We start from the raw sequence: 12343 nt of genomic DNA on the forward strand, positions 1-12343 counted from the left end.
GGACAGGCTGATGGCAGCGAAGAAGAGCGGCAAGACGCTTAATCTTGCAGCGATACTCGACCTCAATGAAGCGGCGCCACTGCGCGACAAGCTTCTTGCAATGCGCGGTAGCGACATCGTTATCGATGCGTCCAGCGTCGAGCGGGTCGGCGGTCTGTGCACGCAGGTATTGCTGGCAGCAGAGAAGACCTGGGATCAGGACAAGCTGTCGTTCAGCTTCTCGAAGATGTCTGATGCATTCGAAAAAACCATGCAGCTGGTCGGCGTCGATGTAGACCACCTGCTTGCCAAGGAGATCCGGCAATGAAGAAAAAAGTGCTTACCGTGGATGACTCACGGACGATCCGAAACATGCTTCTCGTGACGCTCAACAATGCGGGCTTCGAGACGATCCAGGCGGAAGACGGCGTCGAGGGCCTCGAAGTCCTCGAAGAATCCAACCCTGACGTCATCGTCACCGACATCAACATGCCGCGTCTCGACGGTTTTGGCTTCATCGAAGGCGTTCGCCGCAACGAAAAGTACCGTGCGATTCCGATCCTGGTGCTGACCACCGAAAGCGACGCTGAAAAGAAGAACCGTGCCCGCCAGGCCGGTGCGACAGGCTGGATCGTCAAGCCTTTCGACCCTGCCAAGTTGATCGATGCCATTGAGCGTGTAACCGCTTAAACCCAGGAACTTCTCCTATGGATATGAACGAAATCAAAGAGATCTTTTTTCAGGAGTGCGAGGAACAGCTCGCCGAACTGGAATCCGGTCTGCTGAAACTGAATGATGGCGATCGCGATCCGGAAACCGTCAACGCGGTGTTCCGTGCCGTCCACTCGATCAAGGGCGGCGCTGGCGCCTTCGGTCTGGACGATCTCGTCGCCTTCGCCCATGTGTTCGAGACTACACTTGATTGCGTTCGTTCCAACAAGCTTGAGCCCAACCAGGACGTCCTGAAGGTCATGCTGAAGTCGGCCGACGTTCTGGCGGATCTGACCAACGCTGCCCGCGACGGCGGCAGCGTCGACGAAACGCGCAGCCGCGGCCTGGTGAAGGAACTTGAAGCGCTGGCGCACGGTGAAATGCCGTCGGCCGCCGCTGCTGCCGAAGCTCCGGCCCCGAAGCCTGCCGCAAAGCCCGCTCCGGCACCGGTTGCTGCAGCGCCCGTACCGACCGACGACAGCGGCTTCCAGCCGATCCCGTTCTCCTTCGGCGATTTCGGCGATGAAGAAGAAACCGGTTCCGATCTTCCGGCCTACGAGATCGTCTTCAAGCCGCGCTCGGATCTCTACTCGAAGGGTAACGACGCTACCCTCCTGCTGCGCGATCTTTCCCGCCTCGGCGAGATGAGCATCTACTGCAACACGGACGCTCTCGTCGGCATCGACGAGATCGACCCGGAAGCGGCCTATTTCTTCTGGAACGTTACGCTCCGCACGGACAAGGGTGAAGACGCCATCCGTACCGTCTTCGAATTTGCCGAGTGGGATTGCGATCTGACGATCACCCCTGTCGAAGACGCCAAGGCCGCCGAAGCTTCCAACGACGAACTGCCGATGGTGCCGGTTCCCTTCGATCTCTCCGTTCTCGACGAAGGCGCTGAAGCACCTGCCGAAACGGCAAAGTCGGATGCCGCTGCTGCTGTTGCCGCCGCCGAGACGGCTTCCAACGTCACGCAAATGGCTGCTGCCGCCTCCCGCGTCGAGAAGAAGGAATCGGCCGCCGCTGCCAGCGCTGCTGCCGCAGCCGCTGCCCAGAACAACGCCGCTGCCGCCAGCGCCGGCCAGACGATCCGCGTCGATCTCGATCGCGTCGACCGCCTGATCAACCTCGTCGGCGAGCTCGTCATCAATCAGGCGATGCTCTCGCAGAGTGTCATCGAAAACGACGCGACCGGTACGTCTGCCGTCAACATGGGCCTCGAGGAGCTGCAGCAGCTCACCCGCGAGATCCAGGACTCGGTCATGGCGATCCGCGCGCAGCCGGTAAAGCCAGTCTTCCAGCGCATGTCGCGTATCGTCCGCGAAATCGCCGACATGACCGGCAAGTCGATCCGCCTGATCACCGAAGGTGAGAACACCGAAGTCGACAAGACGGTTATCGACAAGCTTGCCGAACCGCTGACGCACATGATCCGTAACGCAGTCGACCACGGCGTCGAAAGCCCGGAGAAGCGCACGGCGCTCGGAAAGAATCCGGAAGGCACGGTTCGCCTGACGGCAAAGCATCGTTCGGGCCGCATCCTGATCGAACTCGCCGACGACGGCGCCGGCATCAACCGCGAAAAGGTCAAGCAGAAGGCAATTGCCAACGAGCTGATCCCGGCCGATGCCAACCTGTCGGATGAAGAAATCGACAACCTGATCTTCCTGCCGGGCTTCTCCACGGCCGACAAGATCTCCGATATCTCCGGCCGCGGCGTCGGCATGGACGTCGTCAAGCGCTCGATCCAGGCGCTCGGCGGCCGCATCAACATCACCTCGAAGCCGGGCCATGGATCGGTCTTCACGATGAGCCTGCCGCTGACGCTCGCCGTCCTCGACGGCATGGTCGTCACGGTCGCCGGCCAGACGCTGGTCGTGCCGCTGACGGCAATCGTCGAGACGCTCCAGCCGGAAGCCGCTGCGATCCACTCCTTCGGTGCGAGCCATCGCCTGATCTCGATCCGCAACTCCTTCTGCCCGCTGGTGGATGTGGGCCGGATCCTCAACTTCCGCGCCACCCAGGCAAATCCTGTCGAAGGTGTCGCCCTGCTGGTGGAATCCGAAGGTGGCGGCCAGCGCGCTCTGATGGTCGATGCCATCCAGGGTCAGCGCCAGGTGGTCATCAAGAGCCTGGAAGCCAACTATACCCACGTTCCGGGTATCGCGGCTGCAACGATCCTCGGAGATGGCCGCGTAGCGCTCATCCTCGATGTCGATGCGGTGGTCGGCGCATCGCGCGGTCAGGCCCTGAAGCAAGAAATCTCCTTGGCGGCGGCAGGTTAAGACAATGTCCTACGGCGTGAAAAATCTGAACCAAGGGGATAGCGAACTCATCGCCTTCCGCATCGGTGACCAGGAATTTTGCGTGAATATCATGTCGGTCCGCGAAATTCGCGGATGGACGCCTGCGACAGAAATGCCGCATGCGCCCGGCTACATGAAGGGTGTCATCAATCTTCGTGGCGCGGTCTTGCCGATCATCGATCTGTCGGCCCGCCTCGGAATGAGGGCGACCGTACCGTCGGCCCGCCACGTCATTATCGTGGCGCAGGTCAAACGGAAGGTCGTCGGTCTGCTGGTCGATGCCGTGTCAGACATTCTGACGGTGACGGATGAAAACATTCAGCCGACGCCTGAAATCTCATCCGATATCCAGCGCCAGTTTGCCCGTGGCATCCTGGCGATCGACAAGCGGATGATCTGCCTTATCGAACTTGAAGCCCTCTTCCCGGAAGCCGAAAGCGAAGCCGCATGACCGTAATGAGTGCAAAAGATGTGCGGCAGGGAAGTCCTGACGAGGTTCTGGCGAGCGGCGAATATCCGCTGACCCGCCGCGACCTCTCGGAGATCGCCGCCATGATCTACTCGGACGCGGGGATCTTTCTCAACGAAACGAAGGCGTCGCTCGTCTATTCGCGCCTGTCAAAGCATATCCGCAGCCTTGGCCTGTCGGGTTTCCGTGAATACTGTTCTCTGGTGGCTTCGCCCTCGGGTGCTGCGCCGCGCCGTGAAATGCTGTCGCATCTGACGACCAATTTCACGCGTTTCTTCCGCGAGAACCATCACTTTGATCATCTGCGCGACAACGTCCTGCCGGAGCTCCTGCATCGCGCAAAGATGGGCGGCCGCGTTCGCATCTGGTCGGCTGCCTCGTCGGATGGTCAGGAGCCCTATTCGATCGCGCTGACGGTTTTGGCGATGATGCCCAATATCGCCGACTACGACTTCAAGATCCTGGCGACCGATATCGATCCGAAGATCCTGGCGATTGCCCGCCAGGGCGCCTACGACGAGAGCGCGCTGGAAACGGTGTCTCCCGCCATGCGCAAGCAGTGGTTCTCGGAAGTCGATATCCAGGGCCGCCGCAAATTCCAGGTCGATGACCGCGTCAAGCGCCTCATCACCTACAATGAATTGAACCTGATGGCGCAGTGGCCCTTCAAGGGCAAGTTCGACGTCATCTTCTGCCGCAACGTGGTGATCTATTTCGATGAGCCGACGCAGATGAAGATCTGGTCCCGTTTCGCCGAGTTTCTGCCGGAGGGTGGCCATCTCTACATTGGCCATTCCGAGCGCGTGTCCGGTGACGCCAAGAATGTCTTCGACAATATCGGTATCACCACCTACCGCTACACCACGAAGGGTGTTGGGAGGAAGGCATGAGTGCTCCTGCAAGGGTCCTCGTCGTCGATGATTCACCGACCATGCGCGGCCTGATTACGGCTGTGCTGAGCGCCGATCCGGATGTCAGCGTCATCGGTCAGGCCGGCGATGCGCTCGAAGCCCGCGAGGCGATCAAGAAGCTTAATCCCGATGTCGTCACGCTCGACATCGAAATGCCGAACATGAACGGCCTCGATTTCCTCGAGAAGATCATGCGCCTGCGTCCGATGCCGGTGATCATGGTATCGACCCTGACGCATCGCGGTGCCGAGGCGAGCCTCGCAGCCCTCGAGATCGGTGCGTTCGACTGCATCGGAAAGCCGGCGCCCGGCGATCTGCGCCCGTTCGGCGATCTCGCCGAAAAGGTCAAGGCTGCGGCCCGCACCCAGCGCCAGTTCACCCAGCGCCCGGCCGCGGCTCCCGTCGCGCCGCCGGCAGTTGCCGATTTCCGCGTCGGCCGCAAGATCGTCGCGGTCGGCTCATCGACCGGCGGCGTCGAGGCGCTGATTGCCGTGCTGCAGAAATTCCCGGCCAATTGCCCGCCCACCGTCATCACCCAGCACATGCCGCCGACCTTCACCAAAAGCTTCGCCGAACGGCTGAATCGCCTCTGCGCCCCTGTGGTCGAAGAGGCGACGGACGGCGCCCGTTTGGAAATTGGCAAGATTTATCTGGCACCAGGAGGTGAACGACACCTGCAGGTCGCCAATGTCTCGGCGCCGCACTGCCGGCTCGTCGAACGCGACCCTGTCAATGGCCATCGCCCTTCTGTCGATGTGCTGTTCGATTCCGTCGCAGAACTTGCCGGCCGTAACTCGGTCGGCGTGATCCTGACAGGCATGGGCCGCGATGGCGCGGCTGGCCTGCTGAAAATGCGCCATGCTGGCGCACGCACCATCGGTCAGAACGAAAAGACCTGCGTGGTCTACGGAATGCCCCGTGTTGCCTATGAGCTTGGCGCCGTTGAGCATCAGCTGCCACTGAATGCGATCGGCGAAGAAATACTGRAAATGACAGCCGCCCGGAAGGAAGGGACAGAATAATGTCGATAGCGGAGAAAATTAAGGTTCTGATCGTTGACGATCAGGTCACCAGCCGCCTGCTGCTCAGCGATGCGCTGACCCAGCTCGGTTTCAAGCAGATCACCTCTGCTGGCGACGGCGAACAGGGCATGAAGATCATGGCCCAGCAGCCGCACCACCTGGTCATCTCGGACTTCAACATGCCGAAGATGGATGGTCTCGGTCTGCTGCAGGCCGTGCGCACCAACCCGGCCACCAAGAAGGCAGCGTTCATCATCCTGACGGCGCAGGGCGACCGCGCGCTGGTCACGAAGGCCGCAGCCCTCGGAGCCAACAACGTGCTGGCAAAGCCGTTCACCATCGAAAAGATGAAAGCGGCCATTGAAGCCGTGTTCGGAGCACTGAAATGACAGTCGAGGCAGCAGCCCGCCGTGTCCACATTATCCAAGGCGAATGGAAAGTCTTGAATGATCCGAACGCGGTTCTGACGACCATTCTTGGCTCGTGCGTGGCTGCTTGCCTGCGGGATCCAGTGGCAGGAGTGGGCGGTATGAACCATTTCCTTCTGCCGGGGACCGGAAATACGCCGATGACCGGCGGGGATGCGACGCGCTACGGCGTGCATCTGATGGAATTGCTGATCAACGGCCTTCTGAAGCAGGGCGCGCGCCGCGACCGCCTTGAGGCCAAGATCTTTGGAGGGGCGAAGACCATCTCGACCTTCTCCAATGTCGGCGAGCAGAATGCCGCTTTTGCCGCGCAGTTCCTGAGGGACGAAGGAATCCCCGTGGTCGGTTCCAGCACCGGCGGCGACCATGGCCGCAAGCTGGAATTCTGGCCGGTTTCCGGCCGTGCCCGTCAATACCCGCTGACTGGTGCTGAAACGCAAAAGACTGTGGCTCTCGAACAGCGTCCTGCTGCTCCGCCGAAACCGGTTGAAACTAGTATCGAGTTTTTCTGATACCGAGGATTTTTATATGACTTTTAGCGCCCCCATTGAACCGCCCTCGCCATTGGAGGCGTTGCCGGACCTTCTCATGCGCATCGTTTCTGAGCTGCATGATGTTGCATATCTCATTGAACGTATCGAGCCGCAGCTCCTCGAAATCGGCGGCGCAGACATATTGAACGCCCCTGACAGCATGAAGGTGATGCAGGGCATCGATCTCGCTGTCCAAAAGACCCGCGGCCTTGCCGAATTCATCGACACGATCACCGGAGAAATCCCGCAGAACTGGACCGTCGATGTTGCGACGGCACTCAGCCTCGTGAAGCTTGCAGAGATGCAGAAGGCACTCGGTGGCGGCACCCGCCACGGCCATTCTCAGCCTCTCAGCAAGGCAGCAGGCGACTTCGACTTTTTCTAGTCTCTGCCTTCCAAGCATGCCCTGACGAAACGCTCGCACAAGTTTCGGTCTCTATCAAGGAATGAGGCAATAAGCCTGTTTTGTCTTTGACGGATCGTGCGAGAACAGAATGAATCTGTTAAATCAATTAGTTCAGGTCATGAAGAACCTCGGTTCGCTAGGCCGGACCCGCTTGCTGGCGCTTGCGGGTGTAGGTGTTCTTTCAATAGCAATTGTTTTGGCTGCGGCTCTTTTTGTTAATAAGCCTGCCCAGGAAACCCTTTACGTAGGTCTCGACAGCCCCGATCTCAATCAGATCAGCATGGCGCTGGCCGAAAACAACATGTCTTTCGAAGTCGGCACCGACGGCTCGAGCATCACCGTTCCGGCTGGGATGACGGGCAAGGCCCGTCTGTTGCTGGCCGAACGCGGTCTGCCGAACAGCGCCAATGCCGGCTATGAGCTGTTCGACAAGGTCGGCTCGCTCGGCCTGACGTCGTTCATGCAGGAAGTCACCCGCGTTCGCGCGCTTGAAGGTGAAATCGGTCGCACCATCCAGTCGATCTCGGGCATCAATGCCGCCCGCGTCCACATCGTCATGCCGGAGGTCGGAAACTTCCGTAAAGCCGAGCAGAAGCCGACGGCTTCCGTTATGATCCGTGCAAGCGCTACGGCGGGTCGAAGCGCTGCGAGCTCTATCCGTCACCTCGTCGCTTCGGCCGTGCCGGGGCTCGACGTCGATGACGTCACTATTCTCGATTCCACGGGCCAGTTGCTGGCATCCGGCGACGAGGCCGGCAACAACTCGCTTAATCGTTCTCTCGGGATCGTCCAGAACGTTCAGCAGGAAGTCGAATCCAATATCGATAAGGCCCTCGCACCCTTCCTCGGCATGGACAACTTCCGCTCCAGCGTCACGGCAAACCTGAACACCGACGCGCAGCAGATCCAGGAAACGACATACGATCCGGAATCCAAGGTCGAGCGCTCCGTCCGGACCACCAAGGAAGCCAACCAGTCTTCCCAGAAGCAGTCCGATAACGCGACGACGGTCGAGCAGAATGTTCCTCAGGCCGCACCTGAGGCTGGCGGTACCGCAGGTCCGCAGTCGGAAGACAAGTCGGACAAGAAGGAAGAGCAGACCAACTACGAAATCAACAGCAAGACCACGGCCACGACCCGCAACAGCTACAAGATGGAGAAACTGTCCATCGCTGTTGTCGTGAACAAGGGCCGCATTGCAAAGATGGTCGGCGAGCCCGCTGACCAGGCCAAGATCGACGCCTATCTCGCTGAAATGAAGAGCATTGTCTCGTCGGCAGCAGGTATAGACGCGAACCGCGGCGACGTCGTCACTGTGACGGCAATGGACTTCCTCGAAAACCAGCTTCTGGATGATGGTACCTCCGGCGGTGTCCGCATCCTCGACATGCTGAGCCGCAACCTCGCGACGATCATCAATTCGCTGGCCTTCCTGGGTGTCGCCTTTATCGTGGTCTGGATGGGCATGCGTCCGCTGGCTCGCACGATCGGTGTCGGTGGGGCAGGGGTCATCGGCGACAGCTCGCAGGAATCGGCCGGTCTCGAACTGCCCGACTTCGCACCAGCCGGTGCAGCCGGCGGCGGAGGTGCCCTCATGGACGGCTTTGGCTCGGACTTCGGCTTCGACAGCACGGAGGATCTTCTCAGCCTCGGCGACGACGACGGCAACTTCAATCGCCGCGTCAAGGAAGGCCCGGAGCGCAAGCTGTCGCGAATGGTCGAGATCAACGAGGAGCGCGCTGCGAAAATCCTCAGAAAATGGGCGGTCGACAACGCCGCGTAAGATCAAAGGCCGGGCAACCGGCCTTTTTCTTTGTCCGCAGGATGTGTTGGTCGTCCCATGCCGGTCCGTCAGCTTGACTGACCTTTTTTGGGGGAATGTGTCCGTGGCGCAAGCAGAACACATTTTGTCCGATTGTGGCAAAATGGCCTTAATCCCCAGGCAAAGCATATACTCTTGATTGCGTGATATGTGGAAATACACAAGAATATCGAAAGAGTTAATCTGGAGATATTTCAAGTATGTTTAGAGTTGTTATTGCAATTTTTGCTGATGATTATACGTTTCAGTGGATATACATTATATATTAGTGCGATATTTGGTCTTTTCTTCGCTCGCGTAAGGCGCGAATTGTGTTGCGGCAAGCGGAGAATCAATTTAGTTTTACTAGAAATTAATCGAGCGATCACTGCCTGCGAATCAGCGCATGGAATGCGGCAAGAGTAAATCCCCAGAACTCGGAGATGGCGGTTTAGAGCGCTTCGCCTAGGCTTGAGTGATTCGTGTAAGGGTTGCCGTGGGCCGGCGTTGGACCTGCGCAGTTAGTGCATTTGCAGAGATTGGTTTCAGCCGCAGGACGCTGCCTATGGATATGCATATATTGCAGTCGCTTAAGGGCGAAAATCAGACGGCGAATTTCATTGGCCTTCAGGCCTCTAGCCTGTGTTCGCGCGACGAGCTGATCAAACAGCTCGGCGAGATCGCAGAAACCGGCCGGATGCAACCTGCGATGCGCACGCTGACCGATTATGTTGGCGCCTCCCACTATCTGCTTGCCCGCTCAGACCTTGTGCAAGAAGAGGGCCTGGATTTCATCGTGTCCTCCGATTGGCCCTTCGATCTCGTCAAGGACCTGGCCAGCGCCATCGTCGGCGGTTACTCGCGCACGACCGAGCTCGAGAAGTCGATGCAGCTTTTCCAGCCGAGTTTCGCTCTGCTGCCCGACAGTGCCGATGTGCCTGATGGCGCCAGCCGGCAGTATTGCTCGCTCTCCTTCAATGTCGGGCGTTCCCGCCTGTCGCTGATGTTCCTGTTCGACGACGGCTTCATCCTGTCGCCCGAGCGTCTTCGCGACGTTGGTCTGCTTGCCGGATACTTCGCAAGCTTCCTGCGCTGCGGCGGTACCAAGGCCGACCGCGATTTCGAACTGACCGAACGCGAACTCGAATGCCTGTTCTGGATTGCCGAGGGCAAGACCAGCGACGAGATCGCGATGATCCTCGGCATCTCGCGCAACACGATCAACAACTACATCACAAGCGTGATGCGTAAGACCGCCACCAAGACGCGGTCCGAAGCGATTGCATTTGCGGTCAGGAACAGTCTGGTCTGAGAGGGATACATGGGGCAGACGTCAACCAGAACGATGGGAAATGCAGAGCAGATAAGATCGATGCGGATGAGCAGGGTATCCAGCCGTTCGGATCTGTTTCCGCGCCTGGTCGCCATGCAGAAGATGGCCGACGCACAGAATTTCGGCGTCTACCGCGTCAGCGGATCGGGCGTACCGGCCAAGCAGCGGCTCGTCTGCGAGCTTGAGAACTGGGGACCATCCAGCGGGGCCGCGAAGGCCTTCGTCGATGCCTACGGTGACGTCCTGCTCGAACATATCGACAAGTCTCTGTTACCGCTGACATGGGCCGGTGGGCACGACCGCGCCGCTCCGGGCCCCGCAGCCTTTGCGCCGTTCATGACGCGCCTGAAGGACGGCCTGCTGCCGTTCTCGGGCATGGCCTTCCCGGTGCGCCTTGGCGCCAACGGTAACGGCTACGTGGTCTTCGTCGGCGACTACATGGAGCCCGGCAGCGATACGATCATCGAGCTCCACGGCCGCAGCAGCCATATCATGATGGACCTGCTGTCGCTGGACGAGCGGCGCGCGGCAGTCGCCGAAGCGTTGAGCGAACGCGAGATCGCCTGCCTGCAGCTCGCCGGTGACGGCCGCATCAGCGAAGAGATCGCCGACAAGCTTGGTCTGTCGGTTCACACCGTCAACGCCTATCTCGGCTCGGCGACGATCAAGCTGGATTCGGTCAACCGCATCCAGGCGATCGCCAAGGCGATCCGCCTCGGCTACATCAGCTGAGAAAGAAGTGCCCGGCGCGAACATGCCGGCCGGGCTGCGTTTCGATCAGATGAAGGACTAGCCTGCGAGGGCGTGAAGCGCCGGACGCACGTTATAGCGCGACTCGTTGAGGCTGCGCTCCAGATACGCCGTGTTCTCGTCCGGATCAGCGGACGGATCCTGGAAGGCGATGTGGTTGATCTCGATGCCGGCATGGTCTTCGGCAAGCGTCAGCTGTGCGTAGACAGTGACGCCGCGCGGCTTGATCTCCAGATCGAGCACGACTTCGGGCTTGCCGCCCCATTCCAGCGTATAATTGCCGCCAAGGCCGAAATTCACGGTGCCCGGGTGGAAAAACAGCTCGGCAGCGGACGCCACCAGATCGGCGAGATTGCCGTAATACTCGAATCGCAGCAGCGAAATCAGATCGGAGGCGTCAAGAAGCCGAAGCTCCGTTGCAACCGGGCTGATCGCCTCAGCAAGAATTCTTTCACGCTGCGAGGAGTAAGGGCATTTCTTCATTCGACTTATCTGACCCGCTTGTTCTTGGCTTGTGCGGCATACACCCGGTGGATGAGCTCCGCGACGGCCTTGTAGAAGACTGACGGGATGACACTATCTATCGAGACTTGCGCAAACATGGAGCGTGCAAGCGGCGGATCTTCGAAAACCGGGATTCCGTTCTTCTCGGCTATCTCTCTGATTTTCAACGCAATGAGGTCTTGACCCTTGGCAATGACGACAGGCGCGTCGTTTTCTTCGCGCACATAGCGCAGCGCCACGGCAAAGTGGGTCGGGTTGGCGATCACCATCGTCGCGCGCTCCACATTGGCGATCATGCGGCGGCGGGCGCGGTCGCGCATCAGGGAGCGCTGGCGTCCCTTGACGAAGGGGTCACCCTGCGACTGCTTGTTTTCTTCCTTCACTTCGTGGCGCGTCATCTTCAATTCGCTGAACCAGTGATGGCGCGTCCAAAAGAAGTCGGCGATGGCAACAAAGGCGGTTGCAAAGAGCACGATCAGCACGATCTTGCGCATGATCGTCATGGCCCGATCGAAGAACGTCTGCGGGTCCGAGAACATCGAGTCGATCGAGCTGAAATATTCGCTCTTCAGCACGAAGAACATGACGATGCCGACGATGACGACCTTGAACAGGGATTTGCCGAATTCGATCAGGCCCGGCAGGCTGAACATGCGCGACAGGCCCTTGGCCGGCGACAGGCGCGAGAACTGCGGACGAATGCGCTCGAGAACCAGGCTGGGAAGGTTCTGGCTGAGCGAGGCGATCAGGCCGAACGACATGAAAAGCAGCATGGCCGGCGTCAACAATACGGCGCTCACCCAGCCAAGATGGACAAAAAGCGACAGCGCATCCGGCCCGGTCTCGATCTTCCACTGGTCCGGTTGCTCGAAAATATCGCGTAACTGCTCGCTGACCGTACTGATACCGTCCGGCAGGTAGAACGTCAGATAGACATAGGTTGCGAGAACAGTGGCAAAGATCGGCACCTCGCGCGAAAAAGGCGTATTACCTTTCTCGGCAGCGTCCGACAGCTTTTTGCCTGTCGGGGCTTCTGTTTTGCTGTCCTTGTCGTCATCGTCAGCCAAGTCAGCCGCACTCCCTGAACGCAAAAGGCCGCGACAGATCGCGGCCTGATGTTCGAAGGGTAGTCCCCCGGGGCATGGCGATCAACCGCGCAGCGCCAGGAGCAGAGATTTGTCAACAGCTCC

Annotated in this window: 14 protein-coding genes; 12 read left to right on the forward strand and 2 right to left on the reverse strand. The window is 59.5% G+C overall.

Going from position 1 to position 12343, the window contains the following annotated elements; translation table 11 throughout:
- Positions 1-10 precede the first annotated feature (10 nt).
- The 12 genes from AC1DIJ_RS18440 to visR all read left to right on the forward strand — a co-directional run bounded on the left by AC1DIJ_RS18440 (position 11) and on the right by visR (position 10631).
- On the forward strand, positions 11-307 hold the full coding sequence (locus AC1DIJ_RS18440) for an STAS domain-containing protein (RefSeq protein ID WP_112387575.1): 297 nt from the start codon (positions 11-13) through the stop codon (positions 305-307).
- The gene (gene cheY1 / locus AC1DIJ_RS18445) at positions 304-669 is read left to right on the forward strand and encodes a chemotaxis response regulator CheY1 (RefSeq protein ID WP_003570362.1); all 366 of its coding nucleotides are present in this window, start codon (positions 304-306) and stop codon (positions 667-669) included. Before AC1DIJ_RS18440 ends, cheY1 begins: the two co-directional genes overlap by 4 nt.
- 17 nt (positions 670-686) lie before the next feature.
- Positions 687-2975, forward strand: coding sequence for a chemotaxis protein CheA (locus AC1DIJ_RS18450; protein ID WP_112387576.1), 2289 nt, complete (start codon positions 687-689; stop codon positions 2973-2975).
- A gap of 4 nt (positions 2976-2979) precedes the next feature.
- Complete coding sequence (locus AC1DIJ_RS18455) at positions 2980-3447, forward strand: chemotaxis protein CheW (RefSeq protein ID WP_112387577.1); 468 nt, start codon at positions 2980-2982, stop codon at positions 3445-3447.
- Positions 3444-4355 (forward strand): protein-glutamate O-methyltransferase CheR, encoded by a 912-nt coding sequence (cheR, locus tag AC1DIJ_RS18460; protein ID WP_477831504.1) that lies wholly within the window; start codon positions 3444-3446, stop codon positions 4353-4355. The genes AC1DIJ_RS18455 and cheR overlap by 4 nt, the downstream gene beginning before the upstream one ends.
- Positions 4352-5398 carry a protein-glutamate O-methylesterase CheB gene (gene cheB / locus AC1DIJ_RS18465; protein WP_477831505.1) on the forward strand — a complete coding sequence of 349 codons (1047 nt, stop codon included), beginning with the start codon at positions 4352-4354 and terminating at the stop codon, positions 5396-5398. The genes cheR and cheB overlap by 4 nt, the downstream gene beginning before the upstream one ends.
- Positions 5398-5787: a response regulator gene (locus tag AC1DIJ_RS18470; RefSeq protein ID WP_112387580.1), complete on the forward strand. Its 390-nt coding sequence runs from the start codon at positions 5398-5400 to the stop codon at positions 5785-5787. The genes cheB and AC1DIJ_RS18470 overlap by 1 nt, the downstream gene beginning before the upstream one ends.
- Entirely contained in the window at positions 5784-6338 is a 555-nt protein-coding gene (gene cheD, locus AC1DIJ_RS18475) for a chemoreceptor glutamine deamidase CheD (protein ID WP_112387581.1), read from the forward strand. The genes AC1DIJ_RS18470 and cheD overlap by 4 nt, the downstream gene beginning before the upstream one ends.
- Positions 6339-6354: 16 nt before the next feature.
- Complete coding sequence (gene cheT, locus AC1DIJ_RS18480; RefSeq protein ID WP_112387582.1) at positions 6355-6744, forward strand: chemotaxis protein CheT; 390 nt, start codon at positions 6355-6357, stop codon at positions 6742-6744.
- Between the two features lie 109 nt (positions 6745-6853).
- Positions 6854-8548, forward strand: a complete 1695-nt coding sequence (gene fliF / locus AC1DIJ_RS18485; RefSeq protein WP_112387583.1) for a flagellar basal-body MS-ring/collar protein FliF — start codon at positions 6854-6856, stop codon at positions 8546-8548.
- 583 nt (positions 8549-9131) lie between these two features.
- Entirely contained in the window at positions 9132-9878 is a 747-nt protein-coding gene (gene visN / locus AC1DIJ_RS18490; protein WP_112387584.1) for a transcriptional regulator VisN, read from the forward strand.
- Between the two features lie 9 nt (positions 9879-9887).
- Entirely contained in the window at positions 9888-10631 is a 744-nt protein-coding gene (gene visR / locus AC1DIJ_RS18495) for a transcriptional regulator VisR (protein ID WP_112387585.1), read from the forward strand.
- Between the two features lie 57 nt (positions 10632-10688).
- Here the strand turns inward: visR and AC1DIJ_RS18500 are convergent, their stop codons facing one another.
- Both AC1DIJ_RS18500 and flhB read right to left on the reverse strand, forming a co-directional pair.
- The gene (locus AC1DIJ_RS18500; RefSeq protein ID WP_112387586.1) at positions 10689-11132 is read right to left on the reverse strand and encodes a hypothetical protein; all 444 of its coding nucleotides are present in this window, start codon (positions 11130-11132) and stop codon (positions 10689-10691) included.
- A gap of 5 nt (positions 11133-11137) precedes the next feature.
- Entirely contained in the window at positions 11138-12220 is a 1083-nt protein-coding gene (flhB, locus tag AC1DIJ_RS18505) for a flagellar biosynthesis protein FlhB (protein WP_112387587.1), read from the reverse strand.
- Positions 12221-12343: the final 123 nt, after the last annotated feature.

The organism is Rhizobium sp. 10N427, from assembly GCF_056394605.1.